Raw genomic sequence first — 25,774 nt, forward strand, 5'->3', positions numbered from 1 at the left:
ATGATAGTACGTTGAGGTAACTACTGTGTCGCTCAGAGCATATACATTGAGAGCACCGGTCTCAACTTCTGGCTCAGTTGTGATGTTGAGACTACAGCGAGTTTAGCAGGGCTGTGAAGCGTGAATTTGACCGATTCGGTCAGCGGAAACTGCCCAAATGGCTCTCCAAGCGGCCATTCTTGTCACACACCCATCCATATGGACAAATTTTCTAGACTTCCAGCAGCGTAGCCACTCAGACGGCGCGCTAACCCGAACAGAGTACCTCACTACCCGATCCCGGTTTCCTTCTTCAGTAGCGTCAGCGTGTTGTCCGCTGTAATCACCGGTGAGTGCTCATACTCGCCAGTCAATCCGGCTTGGACGAGGAGATCGATAGCGCGCCAGATCCAGTACGCTTCATTCCGTACGCAGGGCAAACAGGGGATTGCCAGTAGTGCCAGTTGCTCGATAACGAAGTCACATACATACTCAGAATCCACCTCGCGCTCTGAATCGATTCGATAGCCGTGCGAAAATTCGATGGTTGGACGCGAACGCCTTACTAAGCCTGTCTCAACCCTCTATCTGCAATGGCAGAATGCAACGACCGCCACGCCGAAGATAGCGGTTCTAAACAGAGGGGTAGCTAATTATGCGCGTTCCTATCCCGAAGAACAAACTCGTCGCATTCACTCCCGTCGGTGCGCTCCTCACAGCTGGTGTCGCTGGGGAAGAGTGACTGAGACGACGGGTCCGCTCGCATCGGTCTATGAACGGTTCGGGAACACCTACCGCGAGTTCGAGTGTTGTGACACGACGTTTCGGATTCAGGCGATGGGCGTTCGGGCCGAGGCTGGGGCAACTGCGGCCCGAAAAACGGCTGAATCACTCGAAGCCCAGCTGAACACCTTCGATGCGGCGAGTGCCGTCAACCAGCTCAACCGTGAAGGAGAAGTCAGGAACGAACACGTTGTCCGAATCGTTCGCCGTGGAATCGAATACAACGACCGAACCGGCGGGGTGTTCGATATTCACCAGGGCCGCGTCGAAAAAGGCCTCAAAACGTTTTTGCGTGGTGACAGTGAGACACTACCAACAGAGTTTGATACCGGAACTGACGATTCGCATGCGACGATCACGTTCTCGGCGCCACGCGAGGAGGCTGAGGACGCTGAGGCCCCCAGCGAGGACGAAGATACCGAGACTGACGTACTGTTCAAGGAGTTGCGCGAGTGGCATGCTTCAGGCGATGGACGCTTCGAGTGTGAACTACTCGGAGGTCGATACAACCAAATCGAGGGAGCAGGTTGTCAAAACGATTGGCGTTCAACCGTCGAATCCGAACGAGTGATGCTCCCCAACCCGATTCATCTGAACGCTCCAAGACGAATCGTCGTCGCACAACCCACTGAGCAGTACATTCATTTCAATTCAGCATCAAATAGTTTCTCATGCCTGTCAACGTTCTCATCGCCTTCGACGGCTCCCCGCTTTCAGAGCGGGCGCTCACATACGCTATCGAGACCTTCCCGGACGCGCCCATCACCTCGATTTACGTTATCAATCCTCTCGACTCCGTTATCGATGTGGAGGCTGGCGGCTTACCAGTTGCCGAGGACTGGTACGACAATGCCAAAGAACGAGCAACCAGAATCCACGCGACGGCCACGGACCTCGCGGCGGAACGTGATACCGAACTCGTTACCGTCACGGAAGTCGGAAAACCGGCACGAGCAATCCTCGAATACGCTGACGACCACGATGTCAATCAGATCGTCATGGGCAGCCACGGCCGCTCAGGAATCGACCGTGCACTTCTCGGGAGCGTTGCCGAGACAGTTACCCGCCGAGCGCGAATCCCGGTAACGATCATCAGCTGAAGCATTCGGACCGGGGGGCAGACGAGAATCCACCGTGTGAAACACCCGCTTCGTACGCAGTCAGACAGAAACACAATGACAGACCGACAATACAAAACCATAGTACAGTACATAGGGAGATCGCGTGACCGTTACTGAGTCGCCTCCGCTATCGACCTGTACCATCCAGATCGAACGACGAGGCGGTCGCGGCGAAGGGGGTGCGCGCGCTCTCGAACGCTACCTTGGAGACACACCCGGTGTCCACGATGTCGACGTCTCGTTCCGAACGGGGAACGTTCGAATCACCTACGACGAGAGCGTCACCTCGGGGGTGCAACTTCGAGAAGCGGTCTGCGACCGCAACGTCTCGATCGAGAACGAGCGCGACACGGCCCCCGACGAGGTGACCACACGCTCGGAACTCAGGCAGGAGGCCGTATTTGTCGGTCTAACCTTGCTCGGGATGGTAACCGGCCTCGCGACAGGATGGCTTAATGGCCCGCCACTCCTCATGTGGGGCGGCTACGGCGTCGCGTACGTCTTCGGCGGGTGGTACGGACTCAAAGGGGCCATCGAGACGCTCCGCCACCGTGCGGTCGACATCGACCTGTTGATGATCGTCGCCGCGCTCGGGGCGCTCTCGATCGGAGCACCCTTCGAGGGTGCGATGCTTCTCTTCCTGTTCTCGCTGTCGAACACGCTCCAACACTACGCAATCGGCCGCTCGCGGCGGGCGATCAAGTCGCTCGTCGAGATGCGACCGGACGAAGCGCAGGTCCTTCGTGACGGTGAGGAGGTCACAGTACCCATCGATGACGTCGATGTCGGTGACGTGTTCGTCGTCCGCCCCGGTGACAAGATTGCACTCGACGGCGTCGTCACGTCCGGCGAGGGAACGGTCGACCAGGCCTCGCTCACCGGCGAATCCGTCCCGGTACCGAAGGAACCCGACGACGAGGTGTTCGGCGGCACGATCAACGAGAGCGGGAGCCTTGAAATCGAAGTCACTCGGCAGGCCCACGAATCGGCGATCAGCCGCCTTATCACCATGGTCGAAGAAGCCCAGAGCGAGAAAGCCCCGACACAGCGGCTCATCGACCAGCTCGAACAACCGTACGTCCTCGGGGTGTTCGGGCTCACAATCGCAGCTATCGCAATTCCACTCGCGCTCGGAAGTGAGTTCACGGGGACGTTCTACCGCGCGATGACGCTCATGGTCGCCGCCTCGCCGTGTGCGGTCATCATCTCGACGCCCGCGGCAGTCCTCTCAGCAATCGCCTCCGGTGGCAGGCAGGGCGTGCTGTTCAAGGGAGGCGAACACGTCGAGACAGCAGCGAATATCGACGCAGTCGCCTTCGACAAGACCGGCACACTCACACAGGGCGACACGCAGTTGACCGACGTATTCGTCCGTGATAGTGCGGGGGACGAGACACTAACCGAGGACTCGCTTCTCTCGCTCGCGGCCGCAGTGCAGGCCCGCTCGGAGCATCATCTCGCTCGTGCGACCGTGGCGGCGGCAGACGAACGATCACTCGACACACCCGACGCCGCACGGTTTCAGTCGGTAGCCGGGAAGGGGGTTCGAGCTGACGTCGGCGAGGAAACCATCCATATCGGGAACCGAAGCTACTTCCAGACAGTTCTCGGAGACGAATCAGTCGACGGTCTCAAACCCGGCCTCAGCCGGCTCGAAACCTTAGAGGAAGAGGGAAAAACGAGCGTCCTCGTTGCCCGAGAGAGTCACGTCGACATCAGCGTCTTGGGGTGGCTTGCGTTCACCGATACCGTTCGCCCTGACGCGGCCGAGATGATCGACAAGCTCCGATCGCTCGGCGTGGAGCATATCGTCATGCTGACGGGCGATAACGAGCGCGTCGCACAGCGCATTGCCGACGAGGTCGGCATCGACGAAGTCCAGGCGGAACTGCTACCGGAAGAGAAAGTGGCGACTATCGAAGAGCTGGTCGAACAACACGAGAACGTAGCGATGGTCGGTGACGGTGTTAACGATGCCCCAGCCCTCGCCACAGCGACCCTCGGCATCGCGATGGGGGGTGCAGGGACTGATGTCGCGCTCGATACTGCTGATGTGGTACTGATGGGCGATGATCTCAGCAAGATTCCCTACGTACTCGGCCTCGGCCGCAGGACTCGCCGAACACTCACCATCAATCTCGCCATCGCCTTCGGCGCGATTGCACTCATGGTCGGTACGATCCTCCTCCGTGGAATCCCGCTCCCGCTTGCCGTAGTCGGACACGAGGGGTCAACGGTTCTCGTCTCGCTAAACGGCCTTCGGTTGCTCGGCTTTCGTGGATGAGAAATTGGCCGGTGGGCAAGAGACAGTCATCAACACAGAGGGCGAGTGAACAATCGAAAACGCCTGCATTCGATGGACATTATTACTTCAAAAGGAGTCTTAACCAACAGCCAATTGTAGCCGATCTTGTTGTTGGTTAATCCGGATCACGACAGAATCAGAACGAGTCTAGCGTCGTCGATGTCTCATCTGTAGCAAACAACTCCGCTAACCGCTCGTCCTCTTGAAGTACTTCCTGTGCCAAATCCGCGCGAATCGAAAATTCGTACTCATAGTATGAGCCGCCTTTGGGGCCCTTATTCTGTTCGTCTACGTCTAGGAACCCTTTCAACGTCAACTGTGACAACCGGTCATGAATCGTTCTGTCAGTCCGCACATCCGCATCGATACGCTTTGCAGCCATTACATACCGCTCGTAAATTCGGTTACGCTTGGACGGCGTTTCATCCTCCCGCTCCAACAGTAATAGGGAGTAGAGAGTCAGTTTGCTCTGTGTTGGCAAGCGAGTTAATTCGTCGCGAACTTTATCGCGCTCAACAATCTCGTCTGCCTGTCGCACATGCGCTTCGGTGATGACATCGGACTCCTTATCTCGTGCCAGATCTCCAGCCTTATACAATCGCTTCAGCGCCTGTCGGGCACTTCCAGAGTCTTGTGCGGCAAACGCTGCACACAACGGAATCACATCGCCCGCCAAAATGTCAGACTGTAACTCATAACTGCCATCATCAAGTCGCTGAGCCGAAGTATCGTGAAACGCCTCACCAGCACGCTGTTTCAAGATGTTCCCGAGTTCGTTCGCATCATACGGTGGAAAATGGATCTCTTCGTCAGCGAGACTGTCCTTCACACGCGCTGAGAGGTTATCGCGGAACGTGAAGTCATTCGAGATACCGATTACCCCAACCAGTGTATCTTCAACGTTCTCGTTATCGTTCGCCCGTGGAAGCTTATACAGGATGTCGTCATCATTCCCAATGGCATCAATTTCATCAAGTACGATCAAGCAATGTGTTGCATCGAGTGCTTCCAGCTCATCGAACAACATATTGTAGATCATTCCGCTCGGATACCCGGTCGGTTTGATTTGCTCGGTTGCCGGACGAAATTGATTAATGAGGTTTGCAGCCACCTGGTAACTGCTGTTCAGCGATTTGCAATTTAGCTCAATTACTTGAACGTCGACACCGTCGATATTTTGCTGATCCTCGATCAGTCGTTCAACGACCATCCTCGAAGATAGTGTCTTTCCGACTCCAGTCTGGCCATATAAAAATAGGTTTTTCGGCGGCGCACCGTTAATCACAGGTTTGAGCGCACTCTGGTACTGCTCAAGTTCTGTGTCGCGCTCAATAAGACGGTCAGGTTGATATCCGTCCCGTAGGACCGATTCGTCTCGGAAGATAGTGGAGTCAGGAGAGAACGGTTCGAGTCCCATCGTATACCCGATAGATACAATCTATGTGAAATAAAACCACCGCTTCATGGGACTCATTTGTTTCACGAGAGGCCCCCACTGCTTCATGAGACATATGCGTCGGTTTTCACACGAGCTGGGACGTTTTGCACCAACCCCCGCCCCCCAGATTTCACGAGAGTATCGTTGGAGAGGAGGGGAAGAGAGGGCAAAATGAAACTCTGAATGAGAAGAAGATTTAATATAAGTGGGTCAAAACAGTATCCGTAATACGTTAGGTTCAGTTTAATTCTCTAGTGGAAACTCAGCAAGAAGCGTCAGACATTATTTCTTCCCTCCCCTCCCCTATAGCAACTCTCATGAAATATGGGGGGAGGGGGAGATATCTACCTGTCTCTTCTATTCAGCAAGGCAGAAAGGAGACCTCAACTTCTCATGGTCAGTTATCGTCGTCAACAAACAATATCCATCGCTAGTAGGTTATATCCATAGGAGTCTACGGTCGCGCTGCTCTGTATTTGATTCCCTGAGAGACCATCAATCCCTCTCCACTCACTGTCTAGACTCCGTGCTTTCTCTGAGTTACTACACAATTGATGACTTGCTCTGCTCAACTACACCCCACATTTCATGAGTTAAGAGCTGCTATTCTTAAACTCTCGTGAAATGTGGGGGGTGGGCAACAAAATGCCGGTTCACTGGCCGATATTAACTCTCGTGAAAACCGGGGGGTCCCACTTCTCTACGGCCGATACAGCAAGACACTATCAAAGTTGAACTACGCCGCCTGCGTAGCGTGTTTGCGTTGGAAATCTCATCTGGAGACTTTCCTGAAAAGAGACAGATCAAAGATAACATCGCAGCTGAAATTATTCAGGTCACACACCCTGTACCACATGAGAGATCTGTTTATCTAACCGAACTCAGGCATCTTGTTTGTTCTAATACATCATGTAGGCGATTGAGCTATTGCCCACAATGTTCGTTTTGTGCAGCCCTCGCAGCCGGCGGCTCCACACGATGTCCAAGCCTTCGTCGACGATATGCTCTCAGACGGCGAGGTTCGACCAGAATACGACGCGATGACTGACTGGGAAGCCCTGGAAGCGAACCACGGCGACACCGCCGACCAGTACCTCTAGATCGGACTTCGACCCAGCGCGATTTTGTGCTGCCTCGGTGGCTGGAGGCTTTCCAGTATGTTGCCGACAGCCGAACCACCGTTCGACCCGATCTTCGTCGATGAACCGCTGCTTATCCCAAACTATGAAGAAACGATCATCAGCACAGTCGGCTTGCCATTCTACGCCGACGTCACTCGCCCCGATGAAGTACCCGCTGACGAGCACGAGCGAACCATCGACCTTGCGGAACGTATCTTACGCGCCAGCGGCGTCCGAATTGGCTTCGGGCACCACGAAGAAGTCCGGACCTCGATGGAGGCGTGGGCTCCAAATGCTGACGAGGAATGCGATGCTGACTCCGGCTACTGGCGCTCTCATGTCCTCTTGATGTCTCCCCAAGAGATGAACTTCGGACAGCTGGACGGCGAACCCGAGGTGAGGTACAAGAAGGCCAAGACCGTGCTTGCGTTGGCCAGAGAGTGTATCGACAGCGACGTCCTTCAGGAGATCGAGCGGTCCCAAGCCGAGGATATCAAACAAGCGTGGTACGACGCCGCAGAAGCCGAACTGAGCCAGCGTGAGATCGAGCAGTTCGCCGAGGACCCACCGGAAGCGCTCGATGGGTGGACGAGACTTGACGCCGACCACGACGCTGTCAAGGTCGCATACGTCGCTGACAACCATGGGACGCCATCGGTCGCGGCCGTCTTTGAGGGTGCTGACAGCGAGTTGGAGGCGCGTGAGTTCACGCTGGAGGAGTGGCAAGAGAACGACGGCAATCCCCATGCAGCAAGGCCAAACCGGTACTGTGTCACGACTGACGGTGACGGGGCCTACGCCCAACTTCGGTCGCATCTGCTGACCTTCGAGGTCGAGCCGATGGAGCGACTCGAAGTGTAGATCATTCCTGCGCTGAACATGGTCACATCCCAGGTTCACCACACCGTGTTTCGAGTGTAAACACTACTGCTATCAGGTGGTTTTTCACCGGAAACGGTGGTGTGTATGCACGCGTGAGCAGTAGTCATTTGATGATGGCAGTCGCTGATATCCTCAATGCAAGGGTGTAACCGATGCTTGGGGGTGGTTCATTCTTAGAGGGACTCTGAAATTCTTCTCTGAAACATTACTGTCCTGAATGCTTTGGGGTAGGAAAATACTCTGTGCGGTATTATACAACTTCATCTTAGTTAACTAAACCACAATTGATTTACTGACTTCCCCTTCGTATCTATCATATGATGTCGAGATTTATACAATATTTCCCGGAAAGCAGCCGCATGGAATCAGATTCTTCTGTCTGTGTTGGTCCTGCCCTCATGCCGCTCAGCAGCAAGGTGAGTGCCAATGCCTAAACACTGTTCGAGACGGGAACTGCTGGGCGGCGCTGTGGCTGGAGCTGCTGGCCTGGTTGCAGGCTGTAGTAGCTCAAAGGCTGATTCGAAGGACTCATTTACTGTTGCGTTGGCACGGGACCCAACGCGGCAAAAATGGGACCTCTACAACGGTATCACACCGTATTATACGCATGTGTTTGAACCGCTCGTTGACACTACAGCAGAGATGGAAACCGCGCCGCTGCTTGCCACAGAATGGGAGGCCGTCGACGAGACGACGTGGGAGTTTTCCCTACGCAATGGTGTCACATTCCACAACGGAGACCCGCTGACAGCCGACGAGGTTGTCCGCTCCTTTGACCGTGTTTTTGAGCAGTGGTCGTGGGTCCCGGGCTGGATTGGTGTCACGTCTGATGGCGTCACGGCAGTAGATGACACCACTGTTCGGTTCGAGACAACGGACCCCTTCCCCGCGTTTCCTGGCACAATCTCACACCAGTATTTCGGCATTCAACACCCTGATGAAAACGAGACGCCGACTGGGACAGGCCCGTTTGAGGTCGATGAAGTCACGGCAGGACAGTCAATCACGCTTACGCCGTTTGCTGATTATCGAGACGGGACAGCTACCCCCACAGAACTCACTTTTGAGTGGATCAAGGATCCCAACACGCGCGTGCTGTCTCTTGAAAAAGGTTCAGTCGATATCGCACAACAAATCCCGAAAAGCCGGGCTACGGCGCTTGTCGAGGCTTCGGAGACAGGGATCGACACCTATCTCACACCTGAGGCTGGGCTCGTCGCAGTCAATCTGTATCGGTCGCCGACCGATGACGAGCAACTTCGAAAGGCACTCAACTGGGCTGTCGACCAGAGCCAGATCGTCGAGAATGTTCTCAACGATATTGGCAAGCCAGCATATGGACCGATTTCGTCTACTATTCCATGGTCAATTCACGATGAACTCCCGACCTACGGGCCAGACCTAGATCGGGCACGGGACCTCGTTGAGGCGTCCAGATACGACGGCGAAACGCTATCGGTTCTGATCAATAGCAAAAATGCCGACGATAGAACGATCGCACAGACGCTTTCCGGTTGGTTCAAAGAGATAGGCGTCACAAGCGAGATTCGACAGGTCGATCCGGCATCGTTCAACGATAGGTTCACCGCGGGCGAAGCGAACCTGACGCTCGTCGGTTTCGGATCGAATAGCGCTGCCTGTGACTATCTTATTCGGGCAATGTTCCACTCCGAAGGCAGTGACAATCGGAAACGCTACAAGCAAGACGGCACCGGCATCTACAATCCTGGTCCAGAAGTCGACCGCCTCATCGAGCAGGGATATCGGGCAGAAAATCTGGAAGCGAAACGGGACTACTACGGTGAAGTCCAGCGGCGCGTGGTCGATACCGGGGCGGTCATCCCACTGTATTACAACGAGTCCGTCTTCGGCCGGCGGGCGGATGTCTCCGGTATCGACGGCCACCCGGTAGACAACATGATCGAATGGTCTGGTCTCACGCGGGAACAATGAGCAGGGATGGCGTGAGCGTAGGGTTCCTGCGTTCCCGGTCTGGTACGGGATGGATTCGCCATCTGGGTCCGATATGCCAACCGCCACCAGCCAGTGATTCTACGGTAATAGGCCAGATGGTATCGACGAGAAATCGAATGAGATGGATACAGTGTGTGATATCGTATGTATAAATTCACGCGACGACAGACATTGTTTGCAGCTGCAGCCGGTATATCGGGCCTCAGTGGGTATTGGCTACAAAACGACGATAGCGTAGGCAAGGACACGTTCAGGGTTGGCTCACCCTGGACGCCGGATGCGATAGATCCCGTGACAAACGGCTGGCTCTGGCGACGCCTCAATGTGCTTGAGCCACTGCTTACCATCGATTACGACGCGACTGTGTCACCGGGCTTGGCCACTGACTGGCACATGGTAAACGACAGGACGTGGGAGTACACACTCCGTGAAGGAGTCACATTTCACGACGGGACTGAGGTGACCGCAGAAACTGTGCTCCCATCGCTCACACGAGCATTCGAATCAAGTTCGATGGCTGCAGTCCCGGTCGAATCAGTCGAAGCCGCTGCTGACCGGACGATTATAATTCAAACTGCAGTTCCGTTTTCACCGCTGCCAGCACACTGTACCCGTGGGATTACCTGCCCTGTTTCACCGTCTGCAATCGCCAACGATGGGTCAATCACTGAGCCGATCGGTACTGGTCCGTTTCAATTCGAAGACTGGGAGCCAGGCTCGACAATCACAACGACCGCTACCCCGGACTACCACGGGTCGACCGCACACATCGAGACACTAATCTACGAAGGGATCACTGACGACCAGACTCGGCGGCTAAAGCTCGAAAGCGGGGAACTGGATATGGCACGTATTCTTCCGAACAAGGCAGCGGATACACTTGCATCCAGTCCCGATCTCACTGCTCACACGTACAAGATTCCGCGAGCCCGATACCTTGTGTTCGACCTCGACTCTGCACCGTTTGCGGACAAAAAAGTCCGTCGCGCGGTGATGTATGCTATCGACCGGGACCACATCGTTGATTCGTTGCTGAATGGGCTGGGGTCGAAAGCGGTCGGTCCGTTCCCAGCGGATGTAACGGAGTGGGCCGCAGAGCTCGAACCGTACGAATACTCACCTGATAAGGCACGGAGTCTGCTCGCTGAAGCAGGATGGGAACCGGATGGGGGCACCCGTACCCGTGACGGTGACACACTCTCGGTGTCGATCTGGACGTATAATACCCGTCCACTACTGCCCACGATTGCCGAAGTGATACAGACACAGCTTCAGGCGGTTGGCTTCGATGTCGATATTTCAGTCATGGAGTCCTCGACAATCAAAGAGCAAGCAACAAACGGGGAGTTCGATACCGTTCTGTGGTCGAGTTCAGTGCTATGGTATCCCGACCCGGACCGACTGTCTGACCTCGTTCATTCGGAGACGGAGACGATGTTCAGTGGCTACGAGAACGAAGCGGTCGATCAGCACCTCGAAGCAGCTAGGCGGACAGCCGACCGTGACGAGCGGTTCGAGCGATACGCAGCGGTCCAGCGGCGTATGCAACGTGACCTCCCGCTCGGCTGGCTCACCTACTACGCAAACGTCATCGGGACTCGTGCCGACGTCGGGGGATACCAGCCCCATCCCATCGAATCCTGTTATCATCTGGAGGAGGTCACACAGCAGCGATGATCGGGGCGGAACTCTGCAAACGACTGCTGACGATGGCAATCGTTCTGCTGGGCGTGTCGCTGCTCACGTACGGGCTGGTCTTCGTCACACCGGGGGATCCGGCGCGAACGATTCTGACCCAACAGATGGGTGGACAGGCCCCATCTCAGGATGCAGTCGATCAGTTTCGAGCTGAAAATGGGCTTGACGACCCATTCATAGTCCAGTATGCCCGCTGGATGGGGAACGCACTGCAAGGCGACCTCGGTCAATCGTACTACAGCGACCGGTCTGTCTCTGATATGATTGTCCAACGGTTGCCGAATACAATCGCACTCGCTGTTGCATCGATGCTCGTCGCGCTTGTAATAGCTCTCCCAGCCGGAATTGCCAGCGCGAGTAATCCGGGGAGCCGGACTGACTACGCCGCACAGATCGGCTCGCTAATAGGGGTCTCAATGCCGAACTTCTGGCTTGGCTACCTGCTTATTATCGTCTGTGCGCTCCGTCTCAACCTCTTTCCGGTGGCCGGCGCGGCTGGACCGAAACATCTGGTTCTCCCCTCACTGACGCTTGGCTCTGGAATGGCTGCGGTTATCGCGCGACTGGTTCGAACAGCGATGCTTGATGTTCTGGATGACGCGTACATCCAAGCCGCCAGATCGAAAGGGTTGCGCGAACGGATTCTCGTCTATAAACACGCGCTCCGGAACGCGCTTGTGCCCGTCGTGACGATTATAGGTTTGCAGTTGAGTTACGTCCTTAACGGCGCAGTTGTTATCGAAGTAGTGTTTCAACGGCCGGGCTTGGGGACGTTACTCGTTGATTCAATCTTTGCTCGTGACTACCCGGTCGTACAGGGCGTAACACTGCTAATCGGCGTCATCTTTGTCTTGGTGAACTTTGCAGTCGACCTGACGTATAGCCGACTTGACCCACGAATCGACCTCGGAGGTGAGCACACATGAGCGACCGAACAGCCGACAGAAGAAAGCAGCAAGAAGCCACCAAGCAACCGAGGGGAACTGACGGACTCGCAACGGACCGCCTCGGACAATTCGGAATCGGAGTTGTGCTCACGTTGCTCGTCCTTGCGGCACTTGGACCAGTTGTTTCGCCCTACGATCCAGTCGAACAGGACCTTTCGAACAGGCTTGAATCTCCGTCACTGTCTCATCCGTTCGGGACCGACCAGCTGGGTAGAGACGTACTGACAAGACTCCTTCATGGTGCGCGATTCTCGCTCGGTATCGCCGTCGCTGTAACCACTGTACGACTTATTATGGGGACGGCAGTCGGCCTCCTCGCCGGCTACGCCGGTGGCTGGATTGATGAGACGCTGATGCGACTTGTCGATACACTGCTTGCGTTCCCTGGAATCGTCCTCGCACTTGTCATCGCCGGGATTCTGGGGCCGAGTCTGGTGAACGTGATGCTTGCACTGGCGGTCGTTGGTTGGGCATCGTACGCACGGTTAGTTCGGAGTAGCGTACTCTCGCTTCGAGAGCGTGAGTTTGTAAGCGCCGCACGATTGCTCGGCCGGTCACGAACGCACATCGCAACTCGCCACCTACTCCCGCACGCCGTTGCACCAGTTGTCGTTCTGGCAACGCTTGACATCGGCAGCGTCATTCTCGGCACAGCGGGACTTTCATTCCTTGGGCTGGGCGCACAGCCACCCACACCTGAATGGGGGACAATGCTTGCATCCGGACGCAGCTATCTCAGACAGGCGTGGTGGCTTGTCAACGCTCCGGGCCTCTGTATCATGCTCACCGTGCTCGGCTTCAATCTTCTCGGAGACAGCCTTCGAGATATGCTTTCACCTACGCAGACAGCCCAGATGGAGGAACTGTAGCAATGAGTGAACCACTGCTTCGCGTCGAGAACTTACAGACTCGTTTCGACACTGATCACGGGACTGTCGACGCGGTCAACGGGGTGTCGTTCACCGTCGACCGGGGCGAAATTGTCGGTATACTCGGCGAAAGTGGGAGCGGCAAGTCCGTTACTGCCAGATCAATTTGCCGACTTGAAGACCCGGGAAACATCGTTGGCGGATCCATTACCTTTGCTGAAAGAGAGCTAACAACTGCCACTGAAGCGACACTGCGTCGACTACGTGGAAATAAGCTCTCGATGGTCTTTCAGGACCCGACGGAAAGCTTGAACCCTGTGTTTTCGGTCGGCGAGCAGATCGCAGAATCGGTTCGGATACACGAATCGAGCGGGACACAACGTCTGCTAGATTTCCTCGGTGTGCCACCGTTCCGAGATCGGTCAGCGTGGGAGAACGCACGGGAGCGCGCTATCGAGTTGCTGGACCAAGTAGGCATCCCGAACCCGGAAGCAAATGTGTCGTCATTTCCACACGAGTTTTCTGGTGGTCTCCGGCAACGAGCAGTCCTCGCCATTGCACTGGCAAGTGAACCCGCGTTGCTGGTTGCCGACGAGCCAACAACAGCACTTGACACGACCACACAGGCAGATATTCTCAGTCGATTGCGCTCGCTACGTGACGAACAGAACATCGGCATACTGCTTATCTCCCATGATATCGGTGTGATTGCACAGACATGTGACCGTGTCGTGGTACTCTATGACGGACAGGTAATGGAGGCCGGTCCCGTTGAGCGAATACTGACCGCACCGGAACATCCGTACACGAGAGCACTCCTTTCGTGTTCGGTCCGAAACAGCGACGCTGACAAGCAAGTCCAGTCCGCCATGGCACGTCCACGAGACCCCAGCAGCAGCCACGAGGGCTGTCCGTTTGCCGACCGCTGCCAGTATGTGACCGAAACGTGTCGCTCGGGGCCGATTCCGACGACTGAGGCCGCGTCGGACCACCGACTCGCCTGCGTCGAAGCACCGTTCTCTGAAGCCAAGTTCGTGTCCGAACAGCAGGAGATTCCGGCAGCTAACGGAGGACAACAGAATGACACAGCGTAACCAAACTCCAGATGATGTGCAGTCTGGTACTCCTGTGGTCGAAGTACAAAACGTCTCGAAAGCGTTCTCATCGACACGATCCGTCCTCGGTCGGTTGCGTAGCAGCGACTCACCGGCGAAAGCGGTCTGTGATGTATCCTTAGCCGTCCAACGTGGCGAAACGCTGGGACTTGTTGGTGAGAGTGGCTGCGGGAAATCAACACTCGCGAAACTCATCACCGGGCAGCTCACCCCGGACGATGGGCAAGTTCGTCTCGATGGAACGCGCGTCGGTGACCTCTCAGAGCGTTCCACCGCGCAACGGCGGCGAGTCGGCGTCGTGTTTCAACACGCCCGGGGAAGCTTTGACCCCCGGTGGCCCATCGGTCGGTCAATTGCTGAAGCCAGTAGCGACGCCACCTCGGCTTCCCTACATGACACCGGCCCAGACGAGGTCGCTGAGCTGTTGTGCAGTGTTGATCTTGCGCCAGAAATCGCTGACCGGTATCCCCGGGAACTCTCCGGCGGCCAAATACAGCGCGTCGCTCTCGCCCGAGCTATTGCACACGACCCCGATATAATCGTACTCGATGAACCAGTCTCCGGACTCGACATGGCCACACAGGCGAGAGTTCTTTCGCTTCTCGCAGACATACAACAGCAGTTCGGTGTCGGCTACGTGTTTATTTCCCATGACCTCAATGTCGTCAGGTTCCTCGCTGATAGGGTCGCAGTAATGTATGCTGGCGAGCTCGTCGAAGTCGGGCAAGCAGGCGACCTGTTCCAGTCCCCGAACCATCCCTATACTGAAGCGTTAATCCGTGCGATCCCGAGTGATGACCCACGAGATCCCACGCCAGTGCCGCTTCAGGGTGCTCCTCCTGACCCAGCAGATAGACCGGAAGGCTGCCCATTCCATCCACGTTGTCCGGCCGTGACACAATCCTGTCAGGAACACCATCCATCACTCGAAGAGGTTCGAGAGACACACGTTCGGTGTCTTCATGCTCCGGAAGCGACAGGCGAAACAGACATAAATGAGTCCCACACTGAAGATGGCTCTGAGATGAGTAGATTCTGAGCCCATGAAAACCGATTATTCTACTCAAAGTCAACGTTTTTGTGGGTGCTTTCACCAGTCATCACTGACTTCACTCTCGTCACAGAAGATGTCCTCATCAAGATAATCAACGAGTTACCGGGCAGGTCATGCTCACAACCTCTTCCGTGTCGTCTGTATAAATATTGCCGCCGATCAGCGTGATGACGCCACACAGTGACGGACAGCACAGGGACGGATAGCCAACTCGTCCAGTTTCGCTCTCTGTCGGTTTGTGCTTCCCTCGGGGCCGGGGTTTAAATGCGATGACGACCGCAACCAAGCGTGTGACTGACCGGAATCCTGAGTACGACCCCGCGGATATCCCCGGTGCCGCGAGTTCCGATCCTGAAACGAGAGGAAACGGACAGGAACGAGTCCTCGACTCCACTGGATATCCCGACCGTACAGAGGATGATGCTCGCACCTGTCGGACCTGTGGACAGGCCATTCCACGGGATGAACGCCAGTGTCCGTTCTGTGCTCAAACCGGCATCTCAGAGACTTCGTTCGACGATCAGGATAGCAGCCCACTTGGGGAGTGGACGTTCGGGCGGGTAGTACTCGCGCTCGTCGAAGCGAACACTGACTTCCATGCACGAGCGCTCGGCGCTGCGGCCTTCTCCGTGTCTGATAGTATCGCGAGCGGTGAGGACGTCTCTCATGGAACCGTGAAGTGTCGAGCAGCCTTCGGAACTGAGCCAGCCGCCACTCTCACGAAAGGCTGGCCCGACCTGCCGACCGAAACCACGATCGGCGAGGAATCCGGACAGGCGCTCTTGGAGACAGCCGACGAGCAGACCAACTGGGACGGGGATGGGGACGACGTCCAGCCACGAGTCTATCTCGAGGACGGGTCGCCGGTCACCGACCGCTCGGAGTTCCAGCAGCTCACGGATGAGTTCCGGGAGGACGACGGCACGTACTGGCTTGTGCCCGGCGTTGTGAAGCGCCATCAGGCAAGAGCCGAACCGGAGATAGTCGGAATCGGGTTCTACTGTCGCCAGTGTGGCGCCGTGACGGGACACGAATCGTACGGACTCGATGGCTTCGAGTGCCACCCACACCTTGACCGCATGATCTGGACCTGCAGGGAGTGTGGGCAGCACCGACACGAACCCGACCAAGAGGATGACACGGAGGACGTCACGGACTACGAGCATCTTCCCGACGGCGTCTCTCCCGAAGACATCCACGGCGACGAGCCAGACTTCCAGGAGCAGGAATTTCAGGACCAGATCAGTGCCTATCGCAAGCGGATTGGCTCCTTTCCGTGGGAGCGGTAACTATTCCGTTGCTTCAGAAAGAATTTTTGAGTACAGCTCATCAGAGATCCAGAAGCCAGCGTCACGAAGGGCGTCAAGTTCGTGTTTTAATTCAATGTCTCCAGCATTGGCTCCGCGGAGTAGTATCCCGATGACTCCCGTTACCGTCAGGCTGTGTCTCCGAGCGACCTGTCGACCGTCTTTTTCATCCAAAAGGATGAGGTCAGCATCGTGCTCGATGGCATGACAAATAGCAGCTGTTTCCCCGAGATCCAGCTCGTGGAAGATTTCAGTGAAGAGGTGCGACTGTTCGACCTCGGTGATCGTCAGGAACTCATCGTCACGCAACGAGCGAAGCGCGTCTACACCTGCCTCTCCATCAGTGAGTTCGTCCCACACCTGACGCGGAATGGTGATGCTCGAAAACTGCGATTTGAGAAGGGTGAGTTGGTCGATAAGTGCAAGATTCAGCAGCGGTGACGTGTCCGAGACTACAAGCTCGTTATTCGGCATAGTCGAGGTCTTCGGCAAGTTCAGTGTCGGTGTAATGGCGTGGGATTTCGCGGTCTCCGAGTAATGTCTGGAACTCTCGGTGAGACAGTTCTGCCAATGCACGCGCTTTCCCGAACGAAAGGACATCACGCGCGTAAAGCGAGACAGCCAATTCTTGTTTCATTGCCTGCGGCCGCTCTCCCTCAGGAATCTGGAGCGCCTCATACACCTCTTCATCAATTTCGATAGTAGCCATACTCGTCTGTTGGATAACCCGATTATTGAGTGTTTGGCTGCGCTATCCGAATGTGACGTCGTGTAGTCTCACCTGTGTGGTCGAAAACCTCTGTTTTCGTAGATGGGAGTGCAATTTGGTACGATACGATTCGTGTTCGACGTGCATGACCGACCGGTGAACGGCTGAGGTTTTGTGTCTCCCCCGAAGCCGGAGGAGATCATGAGTACCACAGCACCTTCCTTCGAGGAGTATGACTTCGACCGCGGTGACCACGTCAGAACTGACTGGACCGACGGAGACGGCCCACTCGATGCAGTCGTCGGAACCGGTGCAGAAATTTCGTGTTCCGGCGGCAACGTGATCGTCGCTGTCGAGGCTGACGACGACCAGTATCCCGAGCGCTCGATCTACGGCGGGACCCACGATTGCGCTCCCGAGTGGGTCGAATTGCTGTGAGTGACTCCCCCCTCTCGTGAGAGCAATACCTCCGCTCGCTCGCTGAGAGTGGGGCCTCCACCTCGATTACGGTGGATTACTCGCAGCATTCAGCGGGTCGTAGGAGTCTGCATGATAGGCAACACGCCAGAGTTTGAGAACAGCACGAGTGACGAGTGCTTCGACAGACTGCTTGATGCAGGACTCTTCGATATCGTCTGGATCGGAAGTGGCGTCAGGGGGCGGATGATAGTATTCAAGACCTGGAACGGAGATGTAATCACCGCCATGTGGATGACTGTCCCAGCGGAAATTCACACCGTCAGTGTCCGTATAGTGAAATTTGTAGTCCGCTCGAGTCGTCCACTGAACATCAATTCGGGCGGAGTCAGCACTACGGCGGCCGTCACCGAGTGGGACTTCCAGAACCGTCGGGTTGAGATAGCCGTCTAGCGTTGGCGCTGCGAGCGGCTCTTCTCTCTCGATGATGTCACGAACCGTGAGGAGCGCTGATCGGTCGATCGATCCTCGTAAGGAGTGGAGTTTGTCTGTTCCGTTTCTCTCCACCATCTGCTAGGCGAGAATACTATCGTCAGTTGATCGTGAGTCCCCGTCGACAAACTGTTTGGCATTCGCAATCGAGAGTGATTCCGAACACATGATTGCACGAGCCATCCGCGAGGCAGCTGACGAGCGTGATCTTAGCGCACCTGACGCGACCGACTTCGAGGCGATCAAAGGCGAGGGGTTCGCGCGAGCGTCGAAGGAAACGAGGTGTACGTCGGCGGGCCGAACTTGTTGACTCAACTCGATAGCGATGTCTCCGATCACCTCCAGTGTTTCGCTGATGAGGCCGGCGAGAACGCACAGACAGTGGTGTATCTCGTTCGCGAAGGAGAGTTGATCGCTGCCTTCGCGATGGCCGACGTGATCCGCGAGGAAAGCTACGCTGTCGTCGACGCACTCCACGATCTGGGCATCGAGGTGGCGATGCTGACCGGCGACTCCCAGGACGTCGCCGGAGCGGTCGCCGATGAACTGGGCATCGATACGGTGTTCGCAGAAGTCCTCCCCGAGGACAAGGACGAGAAAGTCCAAGAACTCCAAGACCAGGGCAAGCTTGTGGGGATGGTCGTCGACGGCGTCAACGACGCGTCGGCGCTGACGCGAGCGGACGTCGGCATTGCGATCGGGAGCGGTACCGACGTTGCGGTCCAGTCGGCCGACGTCATCCTCGTCCAGAACAACCCGATGGACGTGGTGCGACTCGTGAAGCTAAGCAAGGCGAGCTACCGGAAGATGCAGGAGAACATCGTCTGGGCGGCCGGCTACAACGTCTTCGCTATTCCGCTTGCAGCAGGCGTATTGGCACCGATCGGAACTCTGCTGTCCCCCGCTGTAGGTGCGCTTCTGCTGTCTTTGAGTACAGTAATCGTCGCGATCAACGCACAGCTACTCCGCCGCGTGGACCTGTCCATTCCCGAGCTTCCAAGCGGGACACCAGCTACGGAGGCACAGCCCGCGGACTGAGGCCCTTTTGGCTACTACAGGAGGGATTCCTTCGGGATGACCATCGCTTCCGACAGACCGGTGGGTGCTACGCAGGAACCGATTCTTTGCTCTCCAAATACTGGCTTTCCCACTCCTGTCGTGCCTCTATTTCACGCTTACCACGCTGTGTGACTGTGTATACGCTCGTCCGCTTGTCGAGTTCACCCTTCTCGAGCAGTCCTTTGTTGACGAGATCGTCGTGATTCGGATAGAGACGGCCGTGGTTGCTCTCTTGCTTGTGATGGCCCATGCGGACTTTTCAGTCGCCCCGTCCAAGGACATCGCATGGACGACTCCCCACTCGACGACGTGGACCGGAGCATCTTGCACCAACTTCAGCTCAATGCCCGCCAGACCGATACGGAGATCGGTGAGAGGGTGGATGTGACCTCCACGACGGTCCGAAATCGCCTCGACAAGCTCGAAGGGAAGGGCGTAATCCGGGGCTACCACCCCGAGATCAACTACGAGGAAGCGGGCTACCCCCTCCACGTCATGTTCGTCTGTACAGTCAATCCGAATAAGCTTGACTCGTTGGCCGATCAGATCCTCGATATTCGCGGTGTGGTAACCACCCGCGAGTTGCTTGGGGGCGAACGGAATGTCCACGTCGAGGTCGTCGCCGGCACGGTTAGGGAAATCGAAGAGATCCGCAACGAACTGGCGGACGTGGGCATGACAATCACCAGCTCCGAGATCATCTCCGAGACACAAGTCCAGTCATGGGACCACTTCTATCCACAGTCGGGGCCCGGCGCGCGGCAGGATGACGGCACCGACGACGGGTCGGTCACCGATCAAGGATAACCGGGAGACCGATTGAAATTTTCAAATATCTCCGCGTCTACCGGCACTGAAATCACATTCTAATTTCAAAATATCCACCGATAGCCAGTTTGAGTTGGAATTTCCAAATGTGACAACTGTGTGGGTAACCGACTTTATTCGTGTCGGCGTCCTTACTACGGTATGTCCGAATCGACCGAAACGGTGACCAATCCCGTCACTATATTGATAGGTTCTGTCGTTGGTACCTCTCTCAGTCAGTCAAACTTGACAGGACCACCTAATGACAGCTGAACAACTCAAAGCCGAGACGGTAACTCTGCTCCAGGACCTCGGGCTAAAGGAGTACGAGGCGCGGAGTTTCTTGACATTGACCCAACTCTCGACGGGGACGGCCAAGCAAATCAGTGAGGCTTCGGAGGTTCCGCGGACCCGGGTGTACGACGCTGTCCGAGTGCTGGAGTCAAAGGGGCTGGTCGAAGTGCAGCACTCCAGCCCTCAACAGTTTCGCTCGGTCAGCATCGAAGAGGCGACCGCGATCCTGCGTCAACAGTACGACACGCGGATCGACAGCCTCCAGTCACACCTCGAAGCGCTCGACCCCCAGCCGGAGGGCGAGAACAACGACCGAATGCAGGAGGTATGGGCGCTGTCCGGCCACGATGGCATCGAGTCCCGGACACACACGCTGCTTGAGGACGCCAACTCGGAGATCGTCCTGCTGGTCGTCGAGGAGGAACTTCTGACGGAGGCGCTGTACGACCGACTCCACGATGCAGTCGACCGCGGCGTCGACGTGATCATCGGTGGCCAGACGGACGCAATCATTGCCAAACTCGGTACCGAGCTGCCATCCGTGAAGGTGTTCGAAACCGAATTGGACTGGCTCCTGGGTCCCACGAGTAACGACGAGATTGCCATCAGCCGCCTGCTGTTGGTCGACCGCACGACGTTGCTGGTCAGTTCCTTCTACCCGGACGCCGACCCCGACGAATCACACGAACAGGCGGTCTTCGCCAACGGCCTGGAGAACGGTATCGTCGTCCTCCTTCGCCGGATAATCTCCTCGGGTCGGCTCCCCGTGGTGAACCCGGTGAGGTAGCCAGTCAGCGCTGCTCTGGCCAGACTGCGCGAACAGAGTGAGTATTACAGACACTGTACTGAGGGATTGCATTGTCAACGCCTTGGAAAAATCACATGCTGTACTCGCATCCTGTATTCAACACGGCCGGTGAAACCTATCACCGGCAGAGACTTTCAAAAGTCCGTTGCTGAGTAGAAATCATTCCTTCTGAATCCCCGTCGAGCAATTTCTGAAACTACAGCATTATCACGGGATTTCTCGGGATGCCTTCTACGCGCTCAAATCGGTACGACACGGCTCATCTGCTATTTGAGGGTGTCATTTCGGCTTGCAGATCGCGGTTTTCGTCCAAAGAGAGAGGCGATATGCTGTGTGCGAAGGCCGCCGGTTCTCTTCGGCTGAGGGGATGTCACAGGGAGAGTGGACTCGCGAACCGATCAGTTTTAGTGTATGAGATGGACGGGTGCGTTTCGGTGTGTCTGTTTCCCCCGCGAGATGGTGGCGGGGCGCATCACATGCCCCCGATTGACAATGGCTTCGGAACAACGCAGCGAAACACGAGCAGCGCATCAAGCGGACAGAACTCCTGACGGTGAGCCGACGATCTCGACCGATCGACCGGGATCACACGCCGGTCGTCACCCTCGTGGAGTGTACTCTCGGCGAGCTCACGCACGAGGCCGTGGGCGCCGTCAACTCGCACAAGACCGAGATAATCACCGAGTACAGACAGTCGCCTTCTTCTCGAATGTCCCGAACCGCTCGTCCTCGTAGGTTTCGGGGTTTTAGGCGTGTGCGGCTTCGACCGACTCGTCATCCATTTCGTTTTGGTACGGTAGCTGTGAATATAATCACACTGGTCGTAGGTGGTATCGGGTCGTCGTGTGGAATCCAGAGATCTATTACCGTGAGTGGCCTGTTTCAATCAAGAAGCATGGGGAACGATTTTCGCGAGACCACTGGAACGACGGAGAGAGTGACGGAATTGGTCGCCGCTTTCGAGGACGGGCGGGCGGGCGATGCCGAATTCGAGGCGTTGCGGGAGTTGCTCGCGACCGAAGACGCCAGGGACCGAGACGTCGCCATGTCTGGCATTCGTTCGGTCGGCATCGTCGACGAGGAACGAACCGAGGCGGCCGTCGACGTGTTGCTGGGGCACTGTTTCGACCAGCCCAGGCGAGTCCGCGAACCCGCCGCCGAGAGCCTCTCGGACGTCGGTCGCGAGCAGAACCCGGCAGTGCTCCGCCCCGCCGTCGACACCCTTCGGGAGCGGCTCCACGACGCCCACGAGTCGACCCGGAGAGAGGCACTGTTCGCCCTCAGGGAACTGTGCAAGCACCACGCCGAACTGTTCGTGCCGCTCGTCGACGATCTCCGGGTCCGTCTCGACGACGGCGAGGCGTGGGTCCGGGAACACACACTGGCCGTTCTGGGGGAGATCGCCGCAGAGCGACCCGAAGCTATCACCCCGCCGTTCGACGATTTCGAGGCGTGCCTGGACGACGACGTCCCGAAAGTACGGTCCAAAGCGGTCCTGCGGCTCGGCTCTCTCGCGGAAACGCATCCGGATGCGGACCGTCCTTCCATCGATGACTTCCGGGCGTGTCTGGGCGACGACAGCTGGACGGTCCGTTCCAGCGCGGCCAGTGCGCTCGCTTCGCTCGCGGAGACGCGCCCGGATGCGGTTCGACCCGTCATCGACGGCATCCTCGCATTGCTGTCGCCACCCGCTGCGTTCGTCGGACCCGGTCCCAGGGGTGAACAGACATCCATCACACTGGCGCTCGGGCGGCTGGGTGTGACCTTCCCACGCGAGGCACCCCGTATCGCCTCGACACTCCAGAGCATCTTCGACGAAGAAGGTGCTGGAAACACCACGTTCGAACCCATATACGAATCGATCACCCGTGAGCTAGAGACGATTGCACAAGCCCACCCGGAGGCGGTCGTGCCCGCCATCGATGACCTTACCGCCAGCCTCGACGCGTCGAGGATCGAACGCCGTCGTTCTGCGGCCAGGGCACTCACGGCGGTCGGACGGACCCACCCCGACGAGGTTCGCCCCGCCGTCGAGAACTTAGAGGCCCGTCTCGAAGACGAGGATCCGTGGGTGCGTATGGAGGCGACCGAGGCACTGCTGGCGCTGGACGTGGTGGACTCCGAAACGGAATCGGCGGCTGAGGAGATCTGCGCGCTCTTTCTCGCCGCCGCGGACTCCCAGGAGGCGATCGACCGGTTCGTCGCCGCAGAGCCTACCGTGGGGGCGCTGGTGGTCACCGAACTACGATCCCGTGTCGGCGACATGGATTCGGTCGACGAGAAGCCCTCCGTGGCAGCGGCATTCCGGACGATCAGTACCATCGACGACGCCTATCGCTATCTGAGTCCTATCTCGATCTGAGCTTCGGTCTTCGTCACTGCACTGGCTCACTCGGATATCGCATTGCGGGCTGCCGTCTCGTGGATGTCGTCCACTTTCCAAGACTTAATCCTCTATTCAGTCAGATTGGTATCTTTATCTTGTATTTGCAACCCTTTAGTTCATAAAATTGAGATTGTATTTCCAAACTCGGGTTTTTATTGTTAATATCTCTCGTTTTCACTCTAACTTATGCACTCTAGTTCCATTACCGATGATGTCGATAAGGCACATTATAACCTCCCAAAGGTCGTCACCACGGGCGACAGATTGGTGCCCTCGTTGGTTTCGAGAAGAACAAATTGAAGCTCTTGGATACCAGAATCCAGCACGAAGAATAACACTGATCAATTAAATCTTTAAACAAAGCACCAGTATTCAATCTGAAGGGCGTTATTTTGTATATAATACATGCGTAATTATAACTATTTGATCTCGGTTAGATACACCTTTTATTCCATTTCTTTACTTTTCTATTCCTTTTAGTAATAACATACGTACAGCTGTTATCGGTTGGTATCTCTTCGTCAGATAACCTCTTGTCACGTCGAACCGACGTGCAACCATGGCGTTCCCAATTCGCGTCAACGACGTGATGAGCAGTCCGGTCGAGACGGCGTCGCCTGAAACAACTGCCAGTACTGCCGCCGGCCGGTGTCACGCGGGCTCAATCGGGTCACTAGTCGTCGTCGAGGACGGAGAGGTCCTCGGCATCGTCACCAGCGACGACTTCGTGCGACTCCTCAGCGAGGAGTCGAGCCCGGAAGAGCGCTCGCTTTCGGAGTTTATGTCAACCCACGTTGTTTCGGTCGATGCGAGCGCCACCCTCGGCGCCGCGGTCGAAACAATGTTTGAGCATGATATCGCCCGGTTGGTCGTCTTCGATGGAGACGAGCTAGTTGGGCTGGTCAGCACTGACGATATCGTCCGTCACGTCCCGCAAATCCTCCAGCGGCGGGAAATCGAAGGCCACGAACAACAGACTGCCAACTACTACCGACATCAGGAGACTGCTTACGAAAAAAACGACTGGGACGTTGAGGGTACGGGACTCGACGACCACCACGTCAACGTCGGTGACAGAGTCGAGTTTTCGAAGACGATCAGCGAACAAGACGTGAGGACCTTCGCTGCCGCCAGTGGCGACACAAACCGGCTTCATCTCGACGAGGAGTACGCCAGCCAGACGCGGTTCGGCCGGCGAATCGTCCACGGGACGCTTGTCGGTGGATTGATCAGTGCTGCGTTGGCTCGTTTCCCCGGTGTAACTATATACATCTCACAGGACCTCTCGTTCCTAAAACCGGCCGACATCGATGTTCGCCTTACCGCAGTCTGTGAGGTTGTCGAGGACCTCGGCAGGAACAAATACCAGCTCACGACGGACGTGCTCAACGAGGACGGCGAACCGATAATTGAGGGCCAGGCCGCCGTCCTGATCGACGAGACGCCGGAGACAGGTCAGGTCACCGTCGAGGCCCTCGCCAGCGGGTGACCGAGCAGTTATAGTAACAATTAAACGATTTACACACTGATCGCACTGCTGCCATGCGATCAAGTGTGCATTGATTTCCAATGGCTACTATAGCAGACGCCTCCATCTGTTGTCTATCGGGAAACTATGAGACAGCACACGGAATTATGTCACTCGATAGCATACTCTGATATGGAATGACTATCGACGAACTCACCGACTTCGGGTTGCACAAGATGACCGACGAGGAGGTAGAGGGGTTTCTCTCTAGCCAGAGTATGGGAACGCTGGGACTCCCAACAGACGTCGAACCCTACCTGATTCCGATGACCTACGGGTATAATGGGGGGGGGCGTCTCTACTTCTACTTCATCGGAGACAACGGAAGTCGGAAAATGGAGTTGGCCAACCAGGCAGAGTCGGCGGCATTCCTCGTGTACAGTGCGGAGACAGCGTTTAACTGGGAGAGCGTCGGACTCATCGGGACGATTCAGAAACTCCCGGAAGACAGACGTGGTGAACTCGACGAGACGACGACGCCAACGTGGCGCCCGGAACTGTTCGAGACCGCGAGTGACTCGCTTGAAACACAGATATACGAGTTCCAGATCGAGGAATGGACCGGCGTTCGACACACTGGTCTCCCGCCGGGATTTTATAACTGAATGCGTCCCCTCCTCGGAATGAATCGGGCTGCTCGGAGATAACGTCCTCCCTGGCGTGAACGCTGGGATGCTGTCG

21 protein-coding genes and 3 pseudogenes are annotated in these 25,774 nt (G+C 56.5%); 19 read left to right on the forward strand and 5 right to left on the reverse strand.

The window, feature by feature from the left end; genetic code table 11:
- Positions 1-816: 816 nt before the first annotated feature.
- The 3 genes and pseudogenes from ACNO8S_RS18795 to ACNO8S_RS18805 form a co-directional block, all read left to right on the forward strand.
- Positions 817-981: pseudogene (locus tag ACNO8S_RS18795) on the forward strand (FAD:protein FMN transferase); the annotation flags it as partial.
- Between the two features lie 452 nt (positions 982-1,433).
- Positions 1,434-1,862, forward strand: a complete 429-nt coding sequence (locus ACNO8S_RS18800) for a universal stress protein (protein WP_050036494.1) — start codon at positions 1,434-1,436, stop codon at positions 1,860-1,862.
- Positions 1,863-1,986: 124 nt separating this feature from the next.
- On the forward strand, positions 1,987-4,167 hold the full coding sequence (locus tag ACNO8S_RS18805; protein ID WP_420183102.1) for a heavy metal translocating P-type ATPase: 2,181 nt from the start codon (positions 1,987-1,989) through the stop codon (positions 4,165-4,167).
- A gap of 157 nt (positions 4,168-4,324) precedes the next feature.
- On the opposite strand, the gene ACNO8S_RS18810 is transcribed toward ACNO8S_RS18805, so the two are convergent.
- Complete coding sequence (locus ACNO8S_RS18810; protein ID WP_151104275.1) at positions 4,325-5,605, reverse strand: Cdc6/Cdc18 family protein; 1,281 nt, start codon at positions 5,603-5,605, stop codon at positions 4,325-4,327.
- Positions 5,606-6,573: 968 nt separating this feature from the next.
- Between ACNO8S_RS18810 and ACNO8S_RS18815 the strand changes: the two genes are divergently transcribed.
- The 9 genes from ACNO8S_RS18815 to ACNO8S_RS18855 all read left to right on the forward strand — a co-directional run bounded on the left by ACNO8S_RS18815 (position 6,574) and on the right by ACNO8S_RS18855 (position 16,575).
- Positions 6,574-6,726, forward strand: a complete 153-nt coding sequence (locus ACNO8S_RS18815) for a hypothetical protein (protein ID WP_154020777.1) — start codon at positions 6,574-6,576, stop codon at positions 6,724-6,726.
- A gap of 57 nt (positions 6,727-6,783) precedes the next feature.
- A complete protein-coding gene (locus ACNO8S_RS18820) occupies positions 6,784-7,608 on the forward strand; it encodes a hypothetical protein (RefSeq protein WP_420183103.1) in 825 nt (274 codons plus the stop codon).
- 663 nt (positions 7,609-8,271) lie between these two features.
- Complete coding sequence (locus ACNO8S_RS18825; RefSeq protein ID WP_225308230.1) at positions 8,272-9,582, forward strand: ABC transporter substrate-binding protein; 1,311 nt, start codon at positions 8,272-8,274, stop codon at positions 9,580-9,582.
- A gap of 165 nt (positions 9,583-9,747) precedes the next feature.
- On the forward strand, positions 9,748-11,280 hold the full coding sequence (locus tag ACNO8S_RS18830) for an ABC transporter substrate-binding protein (protein WP_420183104.1): 1,533 nt from the start codon (positions 9,748-9,750) through the stop codon (positions 11,278-11,280).
- Positions 11,277-12,227 (forward strand): nickel ABC transporter permease, encoded by a 951-nt coding sequence (gene nikB, locus ACNO8S_RS18835; RefSeq protein WP_129754838.1) that lies wholly within the window; start codon positions 11,277-11,279, stop codon positions 12,225-12,227. Before ACNO8S_RS18830 ends, nikB begins: the two co-directional genes overlap by 4 nt.
- On the forward strand, positions 12,224-13,117 hold the full coding sequence (nikC, locus tag ACNO8S_RS18840; RefSeq protein WP_129754837.1) for a nickel transporter permease: 894 nt from the start codon (positions 12,224-12,226) through the stop codon (positions 13,115-13,117). Before nikB ends, nikC begins: the two co-directional genes overlap by 4 nt.
- Before the next feature lie 2 nt (positions 13,118-13,119).
- The gene (locus ACNO8S_RS18845) at positions 13,120-14,211 is read left to right on the forward strand and encodes an ABC transporter ATP-binding protein (RefSeq protein WP_050036499.1); all 1,092 of its coding nucleotides are present in this window, start codon (positions 13,120-13,122) and stop codon (positions 14,209-14,211) included.
- Positions 14,198-15,271: an oligopeptide/dipeptide ABC transporter ATP-binding protein gene (locus ACNO8S_RS18850; protein WP_191907528.1), complete on the forward strand. Its 1,074-nt coding sequence runs from the start codon at positions 14,198-14,200 to the stop codon at positions 15,269-15,271. The genes ACNO8S_RS18845 and ACNO8S_RS18850 overlap by 14 nt, the downstream gene beginning before the upstream one ends.
- A gap of 284 nt (positions 15,272-15,555) precedes the next feature.
- The gene (locus ACNO8S_RS18855) at positions 15,556-16,575 is read left to right on the forward strand and encodes a hypothetical protein (protein ID WP_420183105.1); all 1,020 of its coding nucleotides are present in this window, start codon (positions 15,556-15,558) and stop codon (positions 16,573-16,575) included.
- Here ACNO8S_RS18855 and ACNO8S_RS18860 read toward each other — a convergent pair whose 3' ends face one another.
- Together ACNO8S_RS18860 and ACNO8S_RS18865 are read right to left on the reverse strand one after the other, a co-directional pair.
- The gene (locus tag ACNO8S_RS18860; RefSeq protein WP_050036502.1) at positions 16,576-17,067 is read right to left on the reverse strand and encodes a DUF3368 domain-containing protein; all 492 of its coding nucleotides are present in this window, start codon (positions 17,065-17,067) and stop codon (positions 16,576-16,578) included. It lies immediately after the preceding gene.
- Positions 17,057-17,302 (reverse strand): UPF0175 family protein, encoded by a 246-nt coding sequence (locus ACNO8S_RS18865; protein WP_050036503.1) that lies wholly within the window; start codon positions 17,300-17,302, stop codon positions 17,057-17,059. The genes ACNO8S_RS18860 and ACNO8S_RS18865 overlap by 11 nt, the downstream gene beginning before the upstream one ends.
- 201 nt (positions 17,303-17,503) lie before the next feature.
- Here ACNO8S_RS18865 and ACNO8S_RS18870 point away from each other — a divergent pair, with 201 nt between their 5' ends.
- Entirely contained in the window at positions 17,504-17,740 is a 237-nt protein-coding gene (locus ACNO8S_RS18870; RefSeq protein WP_014030986.1) for a hypothetical protein, read from the forward strand.
- A 66-nt stretch (positions 17,741-17,806) separates the two neighbouring features.
- On the opposite strand, the gene ACNO8S_RS18875 is transcribed toward ACNO8S_RS18870, so the two are convergent.
- The gene (locus ACNO8S_RS18875) at positions 17,807-18,289 is read right to left on the reverse strand and encodes a hypothetical protein (protein ID WP_014030985.1); all 483 of its coding nucleotides are present in this window, start codon (positions 18,287-18,289) and stop codon (positions 17,807-17,809) included.
- 55 nt (positions 18,290-18,344) lie between these two features.
- On the opposite strand from ACNO8S_RS18875, the pseudogene ACNO8S_RS18880 reads away from it, so the two are divergent.
- Positions 18,345-19,249: pseudogene (locus tag ACNO8S_RS18880) on the forward strand (HAD-IC family P-type ATPase); the annotation flags it as partial.
- A 67-nt stretch (positions 19,250-19,316) separates the two neighbouring features.
- Here ACNO8S_RS18880 and ACNO8S_RS18885 read toward each other — a convergent pair.
- Positions 19,317-19,514, reverse strand: a pseudogene (locus tag ACNO8S_RS18885) (helix-turn-helix transcriptional regulator); the annotation flags it as partial.
- Positions 19,515-19,555: 41 nt separating this feature from the next.
- Between ACNO8S_RS18885 and ACNO8S_RS18890 the strand changes: the two are divergent.
- From ACNO8S_RS18890 to ACNO8S_RS18910, 5 genes are all read left to right on the forward strand, one after another.
- Entirely contained in the window at positions 19,556-20,077 is a 522-nt protein-coding gene (locus tag ACNO8S_RS18890) for an Lrp/AsnC family transcriptional regulator (protein WP_023842947.1), read from the forward strand.
- 262 nt (positions 20,078-20,339) lie between these two features.
- Positions 20,340-21,158, forward strand: a complete 819-nt coding sequence (locus ACNO8S_RS18895; RefSeq protein ID WP_420183106.1) for a TrmB family transcriptional regulator — start codon at positions 20,340-20,342, stop codon at positions 21,156-21,158.
- Between the two features lie 916 nt (positions 21,159-22,074).
- Complete coding sequence (locus tag ACNO8S_RS18900) at positions 22,075-23,541, forward strand: HEAT repeat domain-containing protein (RefSeq protein WP_014030981.1); 1,467 nt, start codon at positions 22,075-22,077, stop codon at positions 23,539-23,541.
- 583 nt (positions 23,542-24,124) lie between these two features.
- Positions 24,125-25,054 carry a CBS domain-containing protein gene (locus tag ACNO8S_RS18905; RefSeq protein ID WP_014030980.1) on the forward strand — a complete coding sequence of 310 codons (930 nt, stop codon included), beginning with the start codon at positions 24,125-24,127 and terminating at the stop codon, positions 25,052-25,054.
- Positions 25,055-25,230: 176 nt separating this feature from the next.
- Complete coding sequence (locus ACNO8S_RS18910) at positions 25,231-25,698, forward strand: pyridoxamine 5'-phosphate oxidase family protein (RefSeq protein WP_014030979.1); 468 nt, start codon at positions 25,231-25,233, stop codon at positions 25,696-25,698.
- The last annotated feature ends 76 nt before the right edge of the window (positions 25,699-25,774 follow it).

Origin of the sequence: Haloarcula sp. KBTZ06, from assembly GCF_048595605.1 — an archaeon.
Lineage (GTDB): Archaea > Halobacteriota > Halobacteria > Halobacteriales > Haloarculaceae > Haloarcula > Haloarcula hispanica.